This is a genomic window from Microbacterium oxydans (assembly GCF_000956525.1).
Taxonomy (GTDB): Bacteria; Actinomycetota; Actinomycetes; order Actinomycetales; family Microbacteriaceae; genus Microbacterium; species Microbacterium oxydans_A.
This window is the reverse complement of the sequence record NZ_JYIW01000007.1, coordinates 1-21,308: the sequence shown is the minus strand read 5'-3', so window position 1 is coordinate 21,308 and position 21,308 is coordinate 1. Positions and strand designations below refer to the sequence as shown.

The window sequence follows — 21,308 nt, the reverse complement described above, 5'->3', positions numbered from 1 at the left end:
GCACCAGGGGGGTTGGGGAGGGTACGGGGGTCAGAGCGAGAGACCGTGCCCGAAGCGGAAGAGCGGATCGGCGGTGTCGAACGGCACGTCAGGAGCGGATGCCTCGACGGCCGCCATCGAGCGCGGGAGGTCGAACGGCAGCTTGCCCTGCGCGGGGGCGGCAGCGCTGAGCACGTCGAGCAGTGCAGCACCCGAGGCGCCCCAGTTCACCGTGACCGCGGCTGCGGCATCCACGAGCTGCGTGAGGATCGGCGGACGATCGGCGAGCACGTCGACCACGGTCGGCGCAGCGGCGGCGATCGCGCGCACATGCGCCACGGTCTCGGCGTCGAAGTCGAGCGAGCCGGCGTGGAAGAAGTTCTCGAACATCGTCGCGCGCTCCTCGAACGGCGCCTGCAACCGGATCACGGCGAGGTCGGCCTCGGCCGGCGTCGCGACGACCTCGCCATACGCGGCAGCGACCGCAGCATCGATCCCCTCGACGTACAGCCTGAGCCCGCGCGCGAACGGCAGCGCTCCACCGTTCGAGAGCACGGTGATCGACGCGCGCTGCGCCTCCTCCCCTGCAGCCCTGAACTCGGCGCGACCGACGATGTCGTCTGCCGCATCCTCATCCACGAAGGCGTTCTCGAACAGGCCGAGCTCGAACTTCTCGCGCAGCAGCCGTCGCGCCGAGACGTCGATGCGTTCCTCGCTGATCTCGCCGTCGGCGATGAGCGCGACCAGCAGCTCCGGGCAGTCCTCGCCGCCGAACTGATCGGCGCCGGCATCCAGCACCTTCTTCATCCGCTCCTTGGGCGACAACTCCTCCACACCCCACGCTCGAGCGGGGAACGGCTGCCCGAAGATCTCGGAGTCGTTGATCAGACCCCAGTCGGTGCAGACCAACCCGTCGAAGCCGTAGCGCTCCCGCAGCAGCCCCGTGATGACGGACTTGTTGAAGCCGAATCCGACCTCTTCGTACTCGGTGCCCACCGGCATCCCGTAGTACGGCATCATCTGACGCGTGCCGGCGGCGAGCGCATCCTCGAAGGGCTTCAGGTGCAGCTCGAACTGTCCGCCCGGGTACACCTGCTCTCGGCCGTACGGGAAGTGCGGGTCCTCGCCGTCCTTCTGCGGGCCGCCGCCGGGGAAGTGCTTCGTCATCGTCGAGACCGAACCAGGACCGAACGACGCGCCTTGGAAGCCGCGGATGTACGCCGCGCCGAGCGCACCCGACAGCTCGGCATCCTCACCGAAGGTGGCGGTCTGACGTGCCCAGCGCGGCTCGGTCGCGAGGTCGACCTGGGGGTGCAGTGCGACGCGCAGCCCGACAGCGGTGTACTCCTGACGGGCGATGTCGGCGAAGCGCTCGACGAGCGCCTCATCACGGGTCGCCGCGAGGCCGAGCGTCTCCGGCCACTGCGAGAACGGACCGGCGAGGATCGAGGCACCGGGGTTCTCGCTGAACGAGTGCCGCGGGTCGGTCGAGAGCGTCACCGGGATGCCGAGGCGGGTGGATGCCGCCATCTCCTGCAGCGCGTTCTGCCACGCAGCGATCTCGCGACCGGTGGGGGCGGCGCCGAGCAGGTTGAAGTGCGTCATCTGCTTGACGTCGATGAACTCGCGCGCACTCGGTGTGCTGAAGGTCGGGTTCGGTTCGTCGAGGTCGCCGATCGCGATCATCGTGTGGAAGAAGAGCCCGGCCTTCTCCTCGATCGTCATCTCGTCGAGCAGCAGCTGCACGCGCTCGTCGACCGGGAGCCCGGCGTCGAGCCACGGGCGGGTCGCGACGGTCGCGTCCGTGGTGGTGGTGTCGGTCATGGTCACTTGACTCCCTTGATGCGGTAGACGAGCACGGCACCGGCGAGCGCGACGAGCGCTCCGAACAGGTACCAGGTGGTGTAGCCGCCGAGCGGTGTGGCCGCACCGAGCGCGATGATGCCGGGAGCGATCGCGGGCGCGATCGACTGCGGCAGCGCGTTGGCGATGTTGAGGACACCGAGGTCCTTCGCGACGTCGTCAGGGTTCGGCAGCACCTCGGTGGCGAGCGCGAGGTCGACCGAGAGGAAGGAGCCGGCGCCGAGACCGATGATCGCCTGCGCGATGATGACGGTCGTGACGTCGGGCGCGACAGCGAGGATCACGAGGCCGACGACCATGATCACACCGGCGATCGCGACGAACGGACGGCGCTTGCCGAGCTTGTCGGAGAGGAATCCACCCAGCGGGGAGGAGATCGCCATCGCGGCCATCGAGGCGAGGTTGGCGATCAGGATCGTGCCGACCGCGCCCTGCTCGTCGAGCTGGAACTTCGACACGAGGTACAGCGGCAGGAAGGTCGCGATGCCCGCGTACCCGAACATCACGAAGAACTTCGTCAGCCAGGTCCAGCCGAAGTCGGGGTGCTTGCGGGGGTTGAAGACGAAGGAGCCGAAGAACATGCCGACGGTGAAGCGCTCTGCGGGCTTCTCGGTGAGCACGCGGTCCTTGAGGGTGAGCACGAAGATGATCACGAGGATCAGGGCGATCACGCCCGGGACGACGAAGCGCTCGAAGTCGCCGGGGAGGAAGTTCACCAGGAAGCTGCCCGCGAGGATGCCGACCGGCGTCGTGATGCCGATGATGCCCGACACCTTGCCGCGGCTGCGGACGGGCACCTGATCGGGCAGTGTGGCGTTGGCCGCGGCGAGCACGGCGTTCATCGAGGTCTGCACGAGGCACCACGCGAGGAGCACGATCCAGATCGACGTCGCGGCACCGATGATCGCGAAGCCACCGAGGCCGACGATCGCGCCGCCGAGGATCCACGGCCGGCGCATGCCCCACCGCGAGGTGGTGCGGTCGGAGAGCCGGCCGACGAGCGGGTTGGCGATCAGGGCGAAGGCGGCGCCGACACCCATCACGAGGCCGAGGCTGCCCTCGGTGTTCGTGGGGTCGATGTGCTGGATCTTGAAGGCCATCGACACCATCACCGGCGTGAGGAGTGCGAGGTAGATGCCGAAGTTCACGGCGGCGAGACCCGGGGTGTAGCCACGGGGCGTGCGGGGCGGGGTCGTCCCCAGCGCCTTGAAGCCGGTGGTGCCGACCGCGGCCGCGGTTGCGGCGGATGACAGCTCTGTCATGAAGACCCTTTCGAAATGCCGCACATCATCGGGCGAACGCGGCGCTTCGCACAGAATACATGAAACTCGACCGAGTGGTAAGTGAATGCAGACCGCTTGGTAATCAGCGAGAATGGGAGGCAGGAGGAGGATGCGATGACGATCACGACGCCGACGGGCTCACGGCACGATCGTGCCGCAGCCACCAGGCAGCGCATCCTCACCGCCGCGCACGACCTGTTCGTGAGCAACGGCTACCGCTCGACCTCGCTGCGCGACATCGCCGCAGCGGCATCCGTCAGCCACCCCGGGCTGCTCGGGCACTTCCCCTCGAAGGACGAGCTGCTCGCAGCGGTCGTCGCCGAACTCGAAGCCGACAACGAATCAGTGTCGAACGGGCTCGTCGCAGCCGCCGAACCCGGCGAGCTGATCTTCTCCGCGCTCGCCGCCCGCAACGCCGGCACCGAGGGGTACCTCGAGCTGTTCGCCGCGCTCACCGGCGAAGCATCCGCCCCAGGCCATCCGGCACACGCACGGATGCGGGAGCGCTACGCGCGTCTGCGCCGGCTCGGCACCGACGTGCTCGAAGACGCCAAATACCACGGCGTGGTCGCTGCCGATCGTGAGGTCGACGGCGAGATCGTGCGGCACACCGCCGGCTGGGACGGCCTGCAACTGCTCTCGCAGTACCTGCCTGACCAGGTCGACGTGGTCGAGATGCTCGAGGAGCGCGAGACCCTGTGGGCACTGCCGGTCGGCTGGCGGGACGCCGATGACGAGCCGTCCGGCGATGCGCCCGCAGGACCGCTCCCGCCGCTGTTCACCGCACGCGCCCCCGAAGGCGACCCAGGGTACGCCGTCGGGCGGCGGCGGCGGGTGCAGATCCTCGCCGATGCGATGCGCCTGTTCGCACGAGACGGGTACGGCGACACGAGTCTGCGCGACATCGCGGATGCCGTCGGCGTCTCGAAATCGACGCTCCTGCACCACTACGCCTCGAAGGAGACGCTGCTGAGCGCCGTGCTCGCAGAACGCGACACCGCGATCGGCATGCACGAGGCGGTGATCGCCCCGGCCTCGGCAGCGGAGCTGCTGCGCAGTCTTCCCGAGGGAGCGGCGCACAGCGCGAGCGACGAACCCGGCCTGATCGAGGTCTACGCGGTGCTCTCGTGCGAGGCGCTGCCGGCGGGGCATCCAGCCCACGAGTACTTCGAGACCCGGTTCGCCGATGCGATCGGCTATTTCACGGAGCTGTTCCGGCTGGCGCAGGTCGACGGTGATCTTCCGGAGCACCGCGACCCGACGCACGAAGCCATCTGGCTCGTCGCGCTCTGGGACGGCCTGCAGTACCAGTGGCTGTACGACCGGGATGCCGTCGACACCGCCGCGCAGCTGCGCGCCCACCTCGACGACGTGCTGCCCCCACGCTGATCCGCGTCGCGCGGGGCGCCGGGTGCGCGCGCCGGTATTGCCCTCGCGCAGAGGTCCCGTCCGCGCAGGGGTCCGGTTCGCGCAGGTGTCACGAATGGTCGCATCCGCTCCTCTGAGGCGACCATTCGCGACACCTCCATGTCGAGAGGGGGCGCAGAGGGCCGCGTCCTCGGGTGGGAGGCGGCCATGTGCGACACCTGCTTACCCGCAGGGGGGGCAACACCCTGTCCGCAGGACGCCGATCAGTTCGCAGCGACCACCGCGAGCACGCCGTCGCCGTAGGCCTCGCGCTTCTTCGCACCGATGCCGGTGATGCCCTCGAGGTCGGTGAGGGATGCCGGGCGGTGCTCCGCGAGTGCACGCAGCGTCGCGTCGCCGAACACGATGTACGCGGGCACACCCTGCGCCTTCGCGGTCTCGGCGCGCCAGACCCGCAGCGCCTCGAACAGCAGCCGATCACCCTCAGCCAGCGCATCCGCCGCGGAGGCCTTGCGGGCGCGCGTCGTGGTCGCGCGGCCGATCGTGTCCTTGCGCAACGGCACCGGGGTCTCGCCGCGCAGCACGCCGGCGGACTGCTCACCGGGAGCGAGGGTGCCGTAGTCGCCCTGCGCGACGAGGATGCCGCGGGCGAGCAGCTGTCGCACGACGCTCCGCCAGTCCTGGTCGGAGAGGTCGGCGCCGATGCCGTAGGTCGCGAGCTTCTCGTGGCCCTGCTGCCGGATCCGCTCGGTCGAGGCGCCGCGGAGGATGTCGATCAGGTGCCCTGCACCGAAGGACTGATTGCGCTCGCGCTTCAGCCGCACGATCGTCGACAGCAGCTTCTGCGCAGGGACGAGTCCGTCGAAGGTGGCGGTGTCTTCCAGGCAGGTGTCGCAGTTGCCGCAGGGCTGCGACTCCTGACCGAAGTAGCCGAGCAGGTTCTGCCGACGGCACTCCACGGTCTCGCACAGCGCGAGCATGGCGTCGAGGTGCTGGCCCATCCGCATCTTGAACGTGCGGTCGCCGGGGCTCTGGTCGATGAGCCGGCGCTGCTGCACGACGTCGCCCAGTCCGTACGCCATCCAGCCGACCGCCGGCTGACCGTCTCGGCCCGCACGACCGGTCTCCTGGTAGTACCCCTCGACCGATTTCGGCAGGTCGATGTGGGCGACGAAGCGCACATCGGGCTTGTCGATCCCCATGCCGAAGGCGATCGTCGCGACCATGACGACGCCATCTTCGCGGAGGAATCGCGACTGGTTCGCCTGGCGCACCTCGGCTGGGAGCCCGGCGTGGTACGGGAGTGCGTTGAGGCCCTGCGCCGCGAGATAGGTCGCGGTCTGCTCGACCGATTTGCGGCTGAGCGCATAGACGATGCCCGATGGCTGGGTCCCTGAGCCTGTCGAAGCGTCCTGCGCCTTGATGAAGGAGACGAGCTGTTTGCGGGGGTCGACCTTCGGCACGATCCGGTACTGGATGTTCGGACGGTCGAAACTCGCGACGAAGTGCTTCGCGGCATCGAGGCGCAGGCGCTCGGTGAGCTCCTGGTGCGTGGCTCGGGTCGCGGTGGCGGTGAGCGCCATGCGCGGCACCCCTGGGAACCGTTCGCCGAGGTCGCCGAGCGCGAGGTAGTCGGGGCGGAAGTCGTGGCCCCATTGCGACACGCAGTGCGCTTCGTCGATCGCGATCACGCTGAGCGTGCCGCGCTGCAGCAGCGCTGTGGTCTGCGGGTTGGACAGCCGTTCCGGCGCGACGTAGATGAGGTCGAGCTCGCCGGCGACGTAGGCCCGCTCGACCTCGCGCCGCTCGTCGATCGACTGGGTCGAATTGAGATAGGCCGCGCTCACGCCATTGGCGCGCAGCGCGTCGACCTGGTCGTGCATGAGGGCGATCAGCGGGCTGACCACGAGGCCGGTTCCCTCGCGCACGAGCGCGGGGACCTGGTAGGTGATGCTCTTGCCGCCACCGGTGGGCATCAGCACGACCGCGTCACCGCCGGCGATCACCTGATCGACGATCGCCGCCTGGTCGCCGCGGAACTCGTCGTACCCGAAGACCGTGTGCAGAGCCGCAGCCGCGGTCGGGTACCGGCTCGGCGTCGCCCTGCGCTCGGCAGGAGCAGCGGCCGGCCGGGAAGAGGCAGGACGAGCGGATGCGGCGGTCACCGGCGTGACCGGACCTGGCCCCCAGTCGAGCGGGGGCTCGAAACCGGCACCCTGCGGTTCCCAGTCCATCGGCTCTGGTGGCTCAGACGGCTCCCAGCCGTCGTCGTACGGTTCGTCGGCGTACCCGTCGACAGGCTCAGGGACCCATCCTGCGTACGGGTCACGGGGAGTCTGCGGCATCCCTCAAGCGTAACGACCCCCGCCGACCTCGGCGGCGCCCTGTCCACAGACCCGATGTCCACGGGCGGGCGTAGGTTAGGCGGAGACGATCGAAGGAGCATCCGATGACCGCTGTCACCATCACCCGCAACGACGACACCTCGCGCTACGAGATCCGCTCCGACGACGTGCTCGCGGGGTTCGCGGAGTTCGAACTGCGCCCCGGCGCCGTGCGCTTCACGCACACCGAGATCGACCCCGCGTTCCAGGGTCAGGGTCTGGCAGGAAAGCTCGCCGCCTACGCGCTGGCGGATGCCGCGGCATCCGATGCGGCGATCGTGCCGCTGTGCCCCTACATCGCGAAGTACCTCGAGACGCACGAGATCGAGGGCGCGGAGATCCGGTGGCCGAAGCGCTCCGCCACCACCACCGCGGACCCGGAATGATCGGCGCGCGGCGCCTGCTCCTCGAACCCCGCGAAGTGCCGCTCGGCGGAGTCCGCGGGATGACGGTGCTGCGCGCCCTGCCGCACCGCAACCTGCCGACGATCGGCGCCTGGTGCTTCCTCGACCGCTTCGGTCCGGCCGATACCCGCATGCGCGTCGAGCCGCACCCTCACATCGGTCTGCAGACCGTGACCTGGCCGCTCGTGGGCGAGATCCGCCACCGCGACTCGCTCGGCAGCGATGCCGATCTGCGCCGCGGCCAGTTGAACCTCATGACCGCAGGCAACGGCATCTCGCACTCCGAGTACTCGATCGGCGACGACCCGATCCCGCTCGACGCGCTGCAGCTCTGGGTCGTGCTGCCGGAATCCGCCCGCCACGGCGGGGCCGGGTTCGAGCGGCACACCGAGCTGCCGACCCTCACCCTGGCCGCCGAGGCGGGAACGGATGCCGAGGCCACCGTCGTGCTCGGCGAGTTCGTCGGCGTGCGCTCCCCCGCCACCGTGCACACGCCGATCGTCGGCGCCGAGATCGCGCTGGCCGCAGGGTCGACGGTTCGGCTGCCGCTGCGCCCCGAGTGGGAGCACGCGCTGATGCTCGTCGAGGGTGATGTCGTGGTGGCGGAGCATCCGCTCGATCGCAACGCCCTGCTGTATCTCGGCGACTCGCGCGCCGAGGTCGAGGTGTCGACGACCGAGGGTGCGCTGCTGTTCATCCTGGGTGGCGAGCCGTTCGAAGACGAGATCGTGATGTGGTGGAACTTCGCCGGCCGCACGCACGACGAGATCGTCGCCGCACGCGAGGCATGGGAGGCCGAGTCGTCGCCCGGCGCCGAGACGACGCGCTTCGGTGCCGTCGGGGGGCACGACGTGCGCATCCCAGCCCCGCCGTTGCCCGATGTGCAGCTGATGCCGCGCGGACGCCGGATCTGAGCCGGATGCCGACGTCAGATCTCTTCCCCGGCACGCCGGTGCCGATGCCGCAGGCCACAGGATCCGCCATCATGATCTGGCCCGATGCGGAGCCTGCGATTCCGGCCCGCTTCGTCGACGGTTTCGAACCGTTCGCGGCGTTCGCGCGCGATGCCGGCGCCGACCCCGCGGTGCTGGCCGGGGATCTCTTCGCGCTCTGGGACTTCGTGGCCGCGCACCCCGAGCTCCTCGAGTCCGCGGTCACGGCGGACGCGGCGGCACGGTTCCTGGGCAACGCGATCGCCGTGGTGCATCCGGCGGCGACCTGGCACATGGCGAGCGAACCCGAGGTCGGCACCTCGACGATGTCGGTGCCGGTCGTCGGACTGCTGCGGACGATCGTGGAGCGCCCGCAGCAGCGCGAACCGTTCAGGGAGGTACTCGCCTCCTGGCCGCAGGCCGATCATGACAGCCAGGAGCTCGCCGCGCTCGGAGCACAGGATTTCGCCGTCGACATCGACTTCGTCGTCACCCCGGAACCCTTCGTGCGTCCGGCGCTCGAGATCCCGGTGTTCCTCGACGACGACGGCCGTGTCATCGACTACGGATCCCGTTGGGCCGGCGGCTCCCCACCGGACGACGCGTACTCGCGGGTCTCTCACCCCGAGCGCTTCGCCCCGGCGCTCGCAGCCGTCGATGCCCTGATCGATCACCTCGAGACCTGGTACGTCGTCGACGTCGACCGCGCGGTCGAGCCATCGGGATCGCGCGTCGTGCACCTGCGTCCGACGACCGGCGCGCCGATCACGCTCACGATGTCGGCGACGGGCGAGTCGATCGGGATCGAAGCCGGAGCCCTGTTCAGCGAGATCGTTCCCAGCTGCACGTGCGATGCCTGCGACGAGTCGGCCGATTCCGTGGCAGAGCAGGTCGAGGAGACCCTGCTCTCCATCGCGGCCGGCGGACTGCGAGAGGTGTTCCCGGTCGGGCAGCGGCGCTCGGCGCACATCAGGATCCGTACCGTGGACGGCGGAGGACGATCGAGCGCCGGCGAGCCTGGCCGGTCGGTCCCTGCAGCGCGTCTCGATGCTGCAGCGGAACTCCTCGGCAGCCTCTCGGACGGCTGGTGGCCGGCCTGGTCGCTGCGCCCAGGTCGGGAGTGATTCGCGGCGTGGGCGATCGCGGGGACAGGCGGCGGGATCAGGCGCGCTCTGGCGTGTGCACGCGAGCCAGGAAGCGGTCGGTGCGCGGGGACGGGCCGCGAGGGTCGAGCAGCGACACCGCCACCGTCACGGTCGCCGCGAGCGGAATCGTCCACGCGGCCGGCTGCGCGAGATAGGGCGCAGCCACCCCGACACCGTCGATCAGCGCGTGCACGAGCAGCGCGAGGCCGGCGGCGAGGCCACCTGAGACCATGCCGGCCACGGCTCCGCGCGCCGTCAGACCGCGCCACCAGACACCGAGCAGCACCACCGGCGAGAGCGTCGAGGCCGCCACCACGAACACGACGCCGACACTCGAGCCGAGTCCGGCAGGAGCCGTGAGCAGCGCGACCGCGAGCGGCACCAGCGCGCAGAGCACGGCGGAGAGCCGGAACGAGCGGACGGAACCCGAGAACACGTCCTGGCTGACCACACCTGCGAGCGACACCACGAGCCCCGCCGACGTGGCCAGGAACGCCGCGAACGCGCCGGCCACGATCAGCGCCGTGAGCAGCTCGCCGAACACCCCGGGGAAGACGCGCGATGGCAGCAGGAGCACGACGGTGTCGGCGACGCCTGGCACCGCAAGATCGGGAGCGGCGATGCGGGCGAGCAGTCCCATGGTGCTCGAGACCGCATAGAACGCACTGACCATCACGATCACGATCACGGTGGTGCGCCGAGCCGACACCCCGGTCGGGCTCGTGTAGAACCGCACCAGCACATGCGGGAGGCCCATGGTTCCCAGCAGCAGGGCGAGCAGCAGGGATGCGGTCTCGTAGGCGTCGAACCCGGATGGCCCGGCCTCGGCAGGGAACACGAGCGCCGGATCGAAGTCGTGCGGCCCGCCGCTCAATGCGAACGCGATGCATACGACCGGCACCAGGAGCGCCGTGAGCTTGAGCCAGTACTGGAACGCCTGCACGTAGGTGATGGCGCGCATGCCACCGGCGGCCACTGCGGCGGCGACCAGCACCGCGACCGTGACAGCGCCGACCCACTCGGGCACGCCGGCCACGACGAGCAGCGTGATGCCGGCGCCGTGCAGCTGCGGCACGATGTACAGCCAGCCGATGATGAGCACCGCGATGCTCGTGACCCGGCGGGCCGAGGTCGACTCCAACCGCGCCTGGATGAAGTCGGGGATCGTGTACGCGCCGCTGCGGCGGAGGGGAGCCGCGACGAAGGCGAGCACGAGCAGATAGCCCGCCGCGTAGCCGATCGGGAACCAGAATCCGCGGGCGCCATCGAGCAGCACGAGGCCGGAGAGTCCGAGGAAGGTGCCGGCCGAGAGGTACTCGCCGCTGATCGCCGAGGCGTTCCAGACCGGTCGCACCGTGCGCGAGGCGACGAAGAAGTCGCTCGTGGTGCGTGAGATCCGCAGCCCGTAGACGCCGATGAGCAGGGTCGCGACCACGACGAGCGCGACACCGACCAGGTCCATCACGGCGTTCATTCGCGGTCCCGCAGGGCCCGGTAGCGGCGCTCGTTGCGTGCGGCCGTGCGCACGTGGAGCACTGCGAACACCAGGATGATCGGATAGAACGCGTATGCCTGCAGCAGCCACGACAGCGGCAGCCCCCACACGACGAGCTCGCCGATCTCGGGGATCAACGCGATCGCCAGCGTCAAGGCGATCACCACGAGCACGAAACCCGCGACCGTGCCGAGCGCGAGTCGCAGCTGGCTGCGCATCAGGGCTCTGGCGTACACGGCATCGGCCTCGTCGACCGGCGAGCCAGGCAGTGCGATGCCGCGCGTGAACGTCGCCGGGCGTCGGGGCGGCACATCGGCCGTCACGCGCACCCGCTTCGGCGCCTCGGTCATCCGGCGCCCTCGCCGCGCACGAGCGCATCGCGGACCGCCGGCAGGAGTCGGCGGCTGACCGGCAGCGCGGTGTCGCCGACCACGACCGACGGTTCGGCGCCGGACAGCCGCACCTCGGTCACAGCCGATGCCCGCACGAGCGACGATCGATGCACGCGCAGGAACCCGGCATCCGCCCACCGCACCTCGAGCTCCGAGATCGGCACGCGCACGAGATGCCCGAGTCCGTCGCCGGCGTGCAATCGCGAGTAGTCGCCCTGCGCCTGCACCCAGCGCACCTCGCTGCGCCGGACGAACCGCACGATCGATCCGACCGTGACCGGCACCATCTCGTCATCGCCGGATGCCGCAGCGTCGCCGAGCTCGACGACGCGGTCGATCGACCGGCGCAGCCGCTCTGCGCGAACCGGCTTCAGCAGGTAGTCGACCGCCCGCAGCTCGAAGGCCTCGACTGCTCGGGCCTCATCGGCCGTCACGAAGACGACGGCAGGGGGCGCGGCGAGCGCGAGCAGCGACCGTGCGAGCTCGGTGCCGAGCAGCCCGGGCATGTGGATGTCGAGGAAGGCGATGCGCACTGCGCGCTCGGACAGCTGCCGCAGCGCGTCCGCGCCGGAGGTCGCGGTGAGGATCTCGCCGATCCGCTCGTCGGTGCGCAGCAGGTGCACGAGCTCGTCGAGCGCCGGCTTCTCGTCGTCGGCGACGAGGACGTCGATCATGCGCGCCTCGTTCCAGGTCTCGATCGTCGGTGCACTGGTCGTCACTCGGTGTCCGGGTCGTGCAGCGGCTGCGACTTCGGCACCCGCATGCGCACCAGGGTACCCGCGCCGGTGTTCGTCTCGATCACGAGTCCGCCGTCGCTGCCGTAGAGCTGTCGCAGTCGGGTGTCGACGTTGCGCAGACCGACGTGCAACCCGTCGTCGGCCGCGGTGAGCGTCGTCCGCAGTCCCTCCGGGTCCATGCCGACGCCGTCGTCCTCCACGGTGATCTCGGTGTGGGTGCCGTCGTCACGCGAGACGATGCGGATCTCGCCGCCGCCCTCGCCCGGCTCGAGCCCGTGCCGCACCGCGTTCTCGACGAGCGGCTGCACCGACAGGAACGGGATGACCGTCGCGAGCGTCTCCGGTGCGATCTGCAGTGTGACACGCAGGCGATCACCGAACCGGGCGCGTTCGAGTTCGAGATACGAGTGGATGCTGCCGAGCTCCTCCGCGAGGGTCGTGAACTCCCCCTGCCGGCGGAAGGAGTAGCGGGTGAAGTCGGCGAACTCGAGCACGAGCTCACGGGCACGAGCGGGGTCGGTGAGGATGAACGAGGCGATCGCCGTGAGCGCGTTGTAGATGAAGTGCGGGGAGATCTGCGCCCGCAACGAGCGCAGCTCCGCCTCGGCCAGTTGGGTGCGCGAGGCATCGAGACCGCCGAGCTCGACCTGCGCGGCGCACCAGTCGGCGACCTCTTCCGCTGCACGGACGAGCGCCGCAGGCACCGGGGCGGCGAACGCCACGACGACGCCGACGACGTGGCTGTCGACGAGGATCGGTGCGCCGACCGCTGCGAGATCGTCGTCGGGTCCTGGCGCCGGGAACACCTGCCGCCGCCCCGATGCCCGCACCTGGGTCGCGATCCGGAGCGCCGCCGCCTCCAGCCCGTCGGAGGGACCGTCGAACGACACCGTGTCGTCGTCGCTCACGATCGCGACCGCCGCGCTGCCCAGCAGCACGCGCAGATGCCGCGCCGCCTTCACCACATCGGGCGACGAGAGTCCGGCACGCAGGTGCGGGGCCGCGAGACTCGCATGGTGCAGCGCGGTGAGCGCCGCCTGCTCCGCATCGCTGCCGAGGTCCGGTGCGCGGCGGGCGAGCCGCCGCGCGAGCAGCAGGAGCACCGAGAGCACGATGCCGCCGAGCACGCCGAGGATCGCGGCGAGGACGACGTCGGTCATGCGTTCAGCCTAGGCACTGCGCTGTGGCGACGCTTCGACAGGCTCAGCGACCCAACCGTGCGTCGGTCCCTGAGCCCAACCACCTGGGTCCCTGAGCCCGACCACCTGGGTCCCTGGCCCGACCACCTGGGTCCCTGAGCCCGTCGAAGGGCCGACCGTCAGCAGCACCTGGCACCGGGGTTGCGATCCTGGTCGTCCATCCGCTGCCGCCAGAACTGACGCTCGGTCATCGGCTCCTCGCCCGGGTGCTGCCGCCGGTGATGGGCGACGTAGGTCGCGTAGGCGGTATCACCCATCAGGGTCGTCATGTACCAGCGGATGCCGCGGCCGACCCGCCCCACGGCGCTGAGCAGCGCGCGCAGCGGGGTGGTCGCGGCATCCGTCCGGTTCGTCATCAGTGGCTCGACGCCTTGCGCTCATCCGCGAGAAGCGGTTCCCACTGCTTCTCGAGCTCGCGCTCTGCCGCGTTGGGCAGGAAGCCGGCCGGGGCGAAGCGCCGGGAGGCCACCGGCTCGTCCTCGGTGTTCTCGCCGCCGCCGTTGCGGATGGCTGTGATCGTCACGACCACCGCGGCGACCATCACGACGATCGCGAGGGTGACGAAGATGATCGACAAGGTCCCCTGCACCGCGGTGTTGCGGATGACGGCGTCGAGCACCTCCGGCGCTCCGAGCGAGGTGTCGCCGCTGTCCCGCGCCGCCACGTACTTGAAGTGGTTCGCCCAGTAGCCGATCGCGGGGACCGGGGAGAGGATCTTGTACAGCGAAGCCGTGATCGTGACGACCGCGGTGAACGCGAGCGGCAGACCGATGATCCACAACCACTTGATGGAGCTCTTGCCGCGCTTGGCGACGATGGCCATCACCACGGCGAGCGCGATCGCGGCGAGCAGCTGGTTCGCGATGCCGAACAGCGGGAAGAAGGTGTTGATGCCGCCGAGCGGGTCGGTGACGCCGAGGATGAGGATCGCTCCCCAGCCGGCCACCATGATCGCGGTGCAGATCCAGACACCGGGGCGCCAGGAGACGTCACGGAACTTGGGGAACCAGGCGCCGATCGAGTCCTGCAGCATGAAGCGGGCGACACGGGTTCCGGCATCCACCGCGGTGAGGATGAACAGCGCCTCGAACATGATCGCGAAGTGGTACCAGAACGCCATCATCGCCTGACCGCCGAGGGCCTGCTGCATGATGTGCGCGAGACCGAGCGCGAGCGTCGGGGCGCCACCCGTGCGGGAGACGATCGACTCCTCGCCGACGGCCTGCGCGGTGCCGGTGAGCATCTCGGGCGTCAGGTTCACCCCCGTCAGCCCCAGGGAGTTCACGAAGGCGACGGCCCCTTCGACCGTGCCTCCGGTCGCAGCGGTCGGGGCGTTCATCGCGAAGTAGATGCCCTGGTCGATCGAGATCGCGGCGACCAGCGCCATGATCGCGACGAAGGACTCCATGAGCATGCCGCCGTACCCGATGAAGCGCGTCTGGCGCTCCTTCTCGATGAGCTTGGGCGTGGTTCCCGAGGCGATCAGCGCATGGAATCCCGACAAGGCACCGCACGCGATCGTCACGAACAGGAACGGGAAGAGCGGGCCGGCGAACACCGGACCCATGCCGTTCTCACCGAAGACGCTGACCGCGGGGACCGTGATCTCAGGACGCACCAGGATGATGGCGCCGGCGAGCATGACGATCACGCCGATCTTCATGAAGGTGGACAGGTAGTCGCGCGGTGCGAGCAGCAGCCAGACCGGGAGCACAGCGGCGATGAAGCCGTAGATGATGATGCCCCACGCGATCGTGGTGCGGTCGAGGTGGAAGATCGCCTGACCCCAGTCGGTGCCGGCGACCCAGCCGCCGCCGACGATCGCGGCCATGAGCAGCACGAAGCCGATGATCGAGACCTCGGTGACCTTGCCAGGACGCAGGAAGCGCAGGTAGATGCCCATGAAGATGGCGATCGGGATGGTCATGGCCACCGAGAAGACGCCCCAGGGGCTCTCGCCGAGCGCGTTGACGACGACGAGCGCGAGGATCGCGACGATGATCAGCATGATCAGCAGCGAGGCGACGATCGCGGCGGTGCCGCCGATCCGGCCGAGCTCCTGGCGCGCCATCTGCCCGATCGTGCGGCCGCCGCGGCGCATCGAGAAGAAGAGCACCGTGTAGTCCTGCACCGCACCGGCGAGCACGACACCGACGATGATCCAGATCGTGCCAGGCAGGTAGCCCATCTGCGCGGCCAGCACGGGTCCGACGAGAGGTCCGGCACCGGCGATCGCGGCGAAGTGGTGGCCGTAGAGCACGCGGCGGTCGGTGGGGACGTAGTCCTTGCCGTCCTGCTTGACCTCGGCAGGGGTGGCCCGGCGGTCGTCGGGGCGGGTGATGTACTTCTCGATCACCTTCGAGTAGAAGCGGTAGCCGATCAGGTACGTGCAGACGGCCGCGAACACGAACCAGATCGCGTTGACGGTCTCGCCGCGGACGATCGCGAGCATGGTCCAGGCGACGGCGCCGAGCAGAGCGATCGCCGCCCACAGGATGATCTTCGGCAGCGTCCAGCGGTTGGCCTTCTCGTGGTGCTCCTCGGAGAGGGCGACAGGGGGAAGTTCGTCCGTCGAGGGGCGGCGCGACGAAGGTGCGGTCATGGGGTTCTCCTCGGTGTGCGCATCATTGCGTTGTCCAACGCTATGAAGGGTGCGCGCGGACGCCCTGCATGGAGAGCGGATGCTGCGACGAGCGGCACGGACCGCGCGACGAACGGGTGATTTCTCCCGGCCGCCACGGGGCATCCGCCGCTTTCGCGCAACTAGGCTGGAACCGTGGCCCGAACCCCCGTCCTGTCGACCCGCGTGCTGCTCGTCTGCGCGGCGATCGGGGTCGCCACCGGCATCATCGGCGGCATCGCCGGGCTGCTGACGCCGGTCGTGCTGATCGCCGCCCCGTGGGCGTACGGCCTGCTGCTCGGCTCACACGTGCTGCCGGGGATCATCGCGCAGGAGGTGCTTCGGCGTCCGCTCGTCGCGGTGGTCACCCATTTCATCGCCGCGCTCGTCGCCAGCGCGTTCAACCCGGCCTGGTCGCTGCGGTTCATCGGCACTGCGCTGTTGTTCGGCGCGATCCAGGAGGGCGTCGCAGCCCTCACCCGCTATCGGGCGTGGGGGCCGTGGCGCTTCTTCATCTCGGCAGCGGTGATCGGCGTGATCGTGGCAGTCGTCGTGTTCTTCGCGGCGCATCTGGGTTCGTTGCCCCCGTGGGCGCAGATCGCGTACCTCGCGCTCTCGGTGCTCGGCCCGATCGGCTGGACCGCCGTGGGCCTCGGCGTCGGCACCGCGTTGAGTCGAGCTGGCGTGGCTCGCCGCTGAGCCCCTCCCTGCACGCGTGACTGCCTGGAACCCGAGCATGGCAACTCAGGTAAGGCTCAGCTAAGTTAGTACGGTACGTTCCATCGACCCGGGGTTCCGCCGTGCGCCCATCCGCGCCTCTTCTCCGCGTGCGTGATCTCTCCCTCACCCACGCCGATGCCGCGCACCCATCACCTGGGAACGTCACCTTCGACATCGCGCCAGGCGAGGTCGTGCTGCTGCTCGGCCCGTCAGGATCGGGCAAGTCCACGCTCACGCTCGCATTGAACGGGCTCATCCCGCACGCGCTGCCTGCGACCATGACCGGCACCGTCGAGGCCGGCGGGATCGACACGGCATCCGCGCAGACCGCCACGCTCAGCACGCACGTCGCGATGGTGTTCCAGGACCCCGACGCCCAGATCGTCACCGGCAGCGTGTACGACGAGGTGGCGTTCGGGCCAGAGAACCTGCTGTTGCCCCTCCACGAGGTGCGCGAACGCACCGAGCATTCGCTGCGCCGGGTGGGACTCTGGGGGCGCCGCGACGAGAACCCCGATCGGCTCTCCGGCGGCGGCCGCCAACGCCTCGCGATCGCCTGCGCGCTCGCGATGGGCTCGCCCCTGATCGTGCTCGACGAGCCGACGGCGAACCTCGATCCGCAGGGGATCGACGACGTGTATGCGGCGCTCGTCGATGTCGTCGCGACCGGCGACCGCGCGATCCTGCTGGTGGAGCACAACCTCGATGCGGCGATGGGCTTCGTCACCCGCACGATCGTGCTCGACCGCGCCGGCAGCGTCGTGTTCGACGGGCCGGCCGCCGAGATCATCCGCGCTCACGCCGACGAGCTCGTGGCGATGGGGGTGTGGCTGCCGGCAGCGACACTCGCGGCACTGCGGCTGCGCGGTGAGGGCATCCCGCTGACGCCGCTCCCCCTCACGGCCGACGAGCTCGCCGTCGCGCTCGCCACGCACCCTGGTGCTGCAGACATCGCCCGTGCCGTCACGCCGACGGCATCCGTTGCGACGCCGTCGGTCATCCGGGCTCGGGGGCTCACGGTCACGCGCCACCGCACCGAGATCCTGCACGGCGTCGATCTCGATATCGAGCAGGGCAGCCTGACCGCGATCGTCGGCGCGAACGGCGCAGGCAAGACGACGCTCATCCAGGCGCTCGCGGGTGTCGTGCCGCCGCCCAAGCGGCAGGTCGACGTCGACGGACTCGACCCGGCCACGGCCTCGCCGCGCGAGCTGGCCGCACGCATCGGCTTCGTGTTCCAGAACCCGGAGCATCAGTTCATCGCGCACACCGTGTTCGACGAGCTCGCGCACGGGCTGCGGCTCCGACAGGCTCAGGGCCCGAGGGACCAGCGGATGCCGGATGCCGAGGTCACGGCGCGCGTCGAGGAGATGCTCGGCCGATTCGGCCTCGAGCACAAGGCCGGGGTGCATCCGTTCCTGCTCTCCGGCGGCGAGAAACGGCGGCTGTCGGTCGGCACCGCGCTCATCACGCGTCCGCAGGTGCTCGCGCTCGATGAGCCCACCTTCGGGCAGGATCGCGCCCGTGCATCCGAGCTCCTCGATCTGCTGCGAGGGCTGCGCGATGAGGGCACCACGATCATCATCGTGACCCATGATCTGCAGCTGGTCGCCGAGCACACGACGCACACCGTGATCCTCGCCGACGGGCGGGTGCACGCGGCAGGGCGCACCGCCGAGCTCTTCCAGGACGAGCGCATCTTCACGGATGCCGGGCTGCGGCTCCCCGCGCTGCAGCGCGTGCTGGCGTCGTATCCGCGGTCGGTGGAGTCATGAGCGCCGCGATCTTCGATCCGTACGCGGCGATGGTCGCGACCTCGCGGCATCAGTTCCTGTACGCCCTGAACCCGCTCTCGAAGGTCGCGGGCCTCGCTCCCGCCATGGTGCTGCTGGTGTTCGTGCGCGATCTCGCGACGCCGGCCGCGTTCCTCGTGCTCGCGTACGCGCTGATCCTGTTCGGCGCGAGGATGACGGCGCGCGTCCTGCTCATCCTGCTGCTGGCGGTGCCGGTGGGGATGGCCGCGATCGGCCTGGGCTTCTCGCTGTGGGTGGATGCCGCGCTCGTGAACGACACCGTCGCGCTCGTGCAGATCGGCGACTGGACGCTGTTCGCGGACGCGCTGCAGATCGGTTTCGCGACCGCGCTCCGTCTGGGGGCGATCATCGCCCTCGCCCTCGTCGGCGGTCTCACGACGAGTGGGCCCGACCTGGTGCGTGCGAGCGTGCAACAGCTGCGGGTGCCGTATCGGATCGGGTACACCGCGCTCGCGGCGTTCCGTTTCGTGCCGCGCTTCGGCCATGAGCTCGCGGTCATCCGTGCGGCGCACCGCGTGCGCGGCCACCACGGCGGGCGGGGGCCGTTTGCTCGGATCGCCCGCGGCTGGGGCTACATCGTGCCGTTGCTGGCCGGTGCCATCCGCCACGCTGAGCGCGTCGCTCTGGCGATGGACTCGCGCGCCTTCGGTGCCCATGCGACGCGGACCGAGCGGCACCTGGTGCCGTTCCGCACGCGCGACACGGTCTTCATCGTGCTGTGCCTCGCGGCATCCGCTCTGATCTTCTTCGTGTTCTTCCCCTGGCAGCTTCCCGGAAAGGCGTCCTGATGGCGTTCAGCAAGATGGTCAAACCCGATTCCGCCGAACTCATCCACGTGATGGTGCTGCGATCGGAACGGCTGTCGGCGCATTGGGTCCGCGTGACGCTCGGTGGCGGTGAGATCGAGAAGTTCCGGCCGATGGGCTTCGATCAGTGGTTCCGGCTGTTCCTGCCGATCGGCGGCGATGTGGGGCTCGACCGCGTACCGGCGAAGGCGAACACGATGTTCGGGTATCTGAAGTTCCTGCGCATCCCCGATGGTGAGCGGCCGGTGATGCGCAATTACAGCGTGCGTGCGTACCGGCCGGCGGCTGCAGGGCGAGGTGCCGAGATCGATGTGGATTTCGTGCTGCACGGCTCGGCTGCAGACGGCACCGCTGGTCCTGCGTCGCGCTGGGCTGAGACCTGCGCGCCCGGTGAGCACGTGCTGATCATCGATGAGGGCCTCGCGTTCAATCCGGAGCGCGGCACCGCTCGTGTGCTGCTGGTCGGCGATGAGACGGCGTTGCCGGCGATCTCGTCGATCTGCGCTTCGCTGCCGTCGGATGCCACCGGCACCGCGATCATCGAGGTTGCGTCAGAGGAGGATGCGTTGGCGTTCCCCCATCCGTCGGGCATCGAGGTGGTCTGGATCGTTCGTCCGCATGCAGAGCAGCCGGGCGCGCTGGCTCTGACTGCGCTGCACACGATGGCTTTGCCGGATGCTCCTTTCCACGCGTATGCGGCCGGCGAGCAGGCCCTCGCTTCCGGTGTGCGCAAGCACTTGGTCGGTGAGCGGGGCGTCGACAAGAACTCGGTCAGCTTCTGCGGCTACTGGAAGATCGGCGCGGCATCTCCCGCCTCGAAGGCCGCCCGCGAGGCAGCTGCGGAGCCCCTCGCATGAGCGGCACGAATGCCGCCGGTGACGCGAACCTCGCCGATACCCCCGGCCGCACGAATGCCATCGGTGACGCGAGCCTCCCCGGCACCCCCGGCCGCACGGGTTCCGGCGGCGATGCCCTCGTCACCGAGACCGCTGCCGATATGACCGGCCCATCGGCGACGCGCACGGGCGGACGCTTCCGCTTCCCCACCGCGATCCTGCTGACCTGCGCCGCGCTCGGTGTCGCGGGTGCTGTGCTGCTTGCTCCGATGAACTGGGCAGCCACGATCCTGACAGGTCCGCTGCCGTTCCTGGGCATGGCACTTGCCGGACTGTGGCTGCTGCCGTCAGTGGTCGCGCTTCGTCTGCTCCGTCGTCCGCTGGTGGGACTGCTGGTCGGTCTCATCGCGGGTCTCGTGCTCGTGCCGTTCTCGGGCTACGGGTTCCAGAGCGTCGCGACGAACGTCTGGTGGGCCGCGTTCACAGAGCTGCCGTTCCTGCTCGTGTTCTGGCGCTACTGGGGAACCTGGATGCACTACGTCGGTGCGGTGGTCGTCGCTCTCGTGTATCCGGTCCTTGCCTGGGCCTCGTTCAACCTGGGTGCGATGCCACTCGGATTGCAGATCGCGTTCTTCGCCACCACCATGGCGAGCTGCATCGGGGGCACCGCTCTCGGCATCCTGATCGCCGATCGCCTCCGCCGCGCTGGCGTCGGCGGGCGCCGCTGACCTCGGTCGCTCGATCCGGCCGATCTGACCGCCCGCGTCGCTGTCTTCTCCCGCGCGCACTCGTCGAGCGGTTCGCAACGCTCCGTCGTTCGAATGCACTGCCTCGTTCGATTGCACTGCCTCGTTCATCTCTTCAGGCGGCGATGTCGAGTCGTGCGCGTCCGCCGAGGCGTGGTGTGCGTTCGGGGTCGACGTAGCTGGGTGGGATGAACCACACCCGTGCTGCCGTCCCTGCCTGGTCGATGTGGATGCCCCACCCGTTGTCATGGATGCGGTGGTGACAGGTCTCACACAGCAGCACCCCGTTGGACAGGTCCGTCGGTCCGGTGTCTCGCTGCCACCACCGGATGTGGTGTGCTTTCGTCATCCCCGGTGGGAGCCCGCACATCGCACACCCACCATCACGTTCCACGAGCGCGAGACGTTGCGCCTTCGTGAACAACCGTCGCTCCCGCCCCCAATCGAGGACCTCGCTGTCCCCGCCGAGGACCCAGGGGATCACCCCACCCCCGGCCGCGATCCGCCTGGCCGCCCCGACACTGAGCGGCTGATCAACCCCATCGATCGACGCCGCCCCGACACCCGAGTCCAGATCATCCAGGC

General features: G+C 69.7%; 19 protein-coding genes. 9 read left to right on the top strand and 10 right to left on the bottom strand.

Translation table 11 applies throughout. The features are described from left to right. Positions 1-30: 30 nt before the first annotated feature. Both RS83_RS00265 and RS83_RS00260 read right to left on the bottom strand, forming a co-directional pair. The gene (locus tag RS83_RS00265) at positions 31-1,803 is read right to left on the bottom strand and encodes a glycoside hydrolase family 3 protein (protein ID WP_045277492.1); all 1,773 of its coding nucleotides are present in this window, start codon (positions 1,801-1,803) and stop codon (positions 31-33) included. A 2-nt stretch (positions 1,804-1,805) separates the two neighbouring features. Further along, positions 1,806-3,104: an MFS transporter gene (locus RS83_RS00260; RefSeq protein WP_045277491.1), complete on the bottom strand. Its 1,299-nt coding sequence runs from the start codon at positions 3,102-3,104 to the stop codon at positions 1,806-1,808. Positions 3,105-3,239: 135 nt separating this feature from the next. Here RS83_RS00260 and RS83_RS00255 point away from each other — a divergent pair, with 135 nt between their 5' ends. Next, positions 3,240-4,514, top strand: a complete 1,275-nt coding sequence (locus RS83_RS00255; RefSeq protein WP_045277490.1) for a TetR/AcrR family transcriptional regulator — start codon at positions 3,240-3,242, stop codon at positions 4,512-4,514. A gap of 242 nt (positions 4,515-4,756) precedes the next feature. Here the strand turns inward: RS83_RS00255 and recQ are convergent, their stop codons facing one another. Next, entirely contained in the window at positions 4,757-6,838 is a 2,082-nt protein-coding gene (gene recQ / locus RS83_RS00250) for a DNA helicase RecQ (protein WP_045277489.1), read from the bottom strand. Positions 6,839-6,942: 104 nt separating this feature from the next. On the opposite strand from recQ, the gene RS83_RS00245 reads away from it, so the two are divergent. Genes RS83_RS00245 through RS83_RS18135 form a run of 3 tightly spaced genes read left to right on the top strand, consistent with a single transcriptional unit; the run spans position 6,943 to position 9,337 of the window. Next, positions 6,943-7,263 (top strand): GNAT family N-acetyltransferase, encoded by a 321-nt coding sequence (locus RS83_RS00245; RefSeq protein WP_045277488.1) that lies wholly within the window; start codon positions 6,943-6,945, stop codon positions 7,261-7,263. Beyond that, the gene (locus tag RS83_RS00240) at positions 7,260-8,195 is read left to right on the top strand and encodes a pirin family protein (RefSeq protein WP_045277487.1); all 936 of its coding nucleotides are present in this window, start codon (positions 7,260-7,262) and stop codon (positions 8,193-8,195) included. Before RS83_RS00245 ends, RS83_RS00240 begins: the two co-directional genes overlap by 4 nt. A 5-nt stretch (positions 8,196-8,200) precedes the next feature. Beyond that, complete coding sequence (locus RS83_RS18135; RefSeq protein WP_052678705.1) at positions 8,201-9,337, top strand: DUF6226 family protein; 1,137 nt, start codon at positions 8,201-8,203, stop codon at positions 9,335-9,337. A 37-nt stretch (positions 9,338-9,374) separates the two neighbouring features. Here RS83_RS18135 and RS83_RS00230 read toward each other — a convergent pair whose 3' ends face one another. The 6 genes from RS83_RS00230 to RS83_RS00205 form a co-directional block, all read right to left on the bottom strand. Next, on the bottom strand, positions 9,375-10,832 hold the full coding sequence (locus RS83_RS00230; RefSeq protein WP_045277486.1) for a cation acetate symporter: 1,458 nt from the start codon (positions 10,830-10,832) through the stop codon (positions 9,375-9,377). Further along, positions 10,829-11,203, bottom strand: coding sequence for a hypothetical protein (locus RS83_RS00225; protein ID WP_045277485.1), 375 nt, complete (start codon positions 11,201-11,203; stop codon positions 10,829-10,831). The genes RS83_RS00230 and RS83_RS00225 overlap by 4 nt, the downstream gene beginning before the upstream one ends. Further along, a complete protein-coding gene (locus tag RS83_RS00220) occupies positions 11,200-11,919 on the bottom strand; it encodes a LytR/AlgR family response regulator transcription factor (RefSeq protein WP_045277495.1) in 720 nt (239 codons plus the stop codon). Before RS83_RS00220 ends, RS83_RS00225 begins: the two co-directional genes overlap by 4 nt. A 41-nt stretch (positions 11,920-11,960) precedes the next feature. Further along, positions 11,961-13,142, bottom strand: coding sequence for a sensor histidine kinase (locus tag RS83_RS00215; protein WP_045277484.1), 1,182 nt, complete (start codon positions 13,140-13,142; stop codon positions 11,961-11,963). Between the two features lie 158 nt (positions 13,143-13,300). Then, complete coding sequence (locus tag RS83_RS18420; RefSeq protein WP_082071453.1) at positions 13,301-13,537, bottom strand: YbdD/YjiX family protein; 237 nt, start codon at positions 13,535-13,537, stop codon at positions 13,301-13,303. After that, positions 13,537-15,783, bottom strand: coding sequence for a carbon starvation CstA family protein (locus tag RS83_RS00205; protein ID WP_045277483.1), 2,247 nt, complete (start codon positions 15,781-15,783; stop codon positions 13,537-13,539). Before RS83_RS00205 ends, RS83_RS18420 begins: the two co-directional genes overlap by 1 nt. A gap of 174 nt (positions 15,784-15,957) precedes the next feature. Here RS83_RS00205 and RS83_RS00200 point away from each other — a divergent pair, with 174 nt between their 5' ends. The 5 genes from RS83_RS00200 (at position 15,958) to RS83_RS00180 (ending at position 20,705) form a co-directional block, all read left to right on the top strand. Beyond that, complete coding sequence (locus tag RS83_RS00200) at positions 15,958-16,500, top strand: ECF transporter S component (protein ID WP_045277482.1); 543 nt, start codon at positions 15,958-15,960, stop codon at positions 16,498-16,500. A 101-nt stretch (positions 16,501-16,601) separates the two neighbouring features. Beyond that, positions 16,602-18,296, top strand: a complete 1,695-nt coding sequence (locus RS83_RS00195) for an ABC transporter ATP-binding protein (protein ID WP_045277481.1) — start codon at positions 16,602-16,604, stop codon at positions 18,294-18,296. Beyond that, the gene (locus RS83_RS00190; RefSeq protein ID WP_045277480.1) at positions 18,293-19,123 is read left to right on the top strand and encodes an energy-coupling factor transporter transmembrane component T; all 831 of its coding nucleotides are present in this window, start codon (positions 18,293-18,295) and stop codon (positions 19,121-19,123) included. The genes RS83_RS00195 and RS83_RS00190 overlap by 4 nt, the downstream gene beginning before the upstream one ends. Continuing rightward, positions 19,123-19,998, top strand: coding sequence for a siderophore-interacting protein (locus RS83_RS00185; protein WP_045277479.1), 876 nt, complete (start codon positions 19,123-19,125; stop codon positions 19,996-19,998). Before RS83_RS00190 ends, RS83_RS00185 begins: the two co-directional genes overlap by 1 nt. Further along, the gene (locus RS83_RS00180; protein WP_231587692.1) at positions 19,995-20,705 is read left to right on the top strand and encodes an ECF transporter S component; all 711 of its coding nucleotides are present in this window, start codon (positions 19,995-19,997) and stop codon (positions 20,703-20,705) included. Before RS83_RS00185 ends, RS83_RS00180 begins: the two co-directional genes overlap by 4 nt. A 133-nt stretch (positions 20,706-20,838) precedes the next feature. Here the strand turns inward: RS83_RS00180 and RS83_RS19035 are convergent, their stop codons facing one another. Continuing rightward, a complete protein-coding gene (locus RS83_RS19035; RefSeq protein ID WP_269429869.1) occupies positions 20,839-21,093 on the bottom strand; it encodes an HNH endonuclease signature motif containing protein in 255 nt (84 codons plus the stop codon). Between the last annotated feature and the right edge of the window lie 215 nt (positions 21,094-21,308).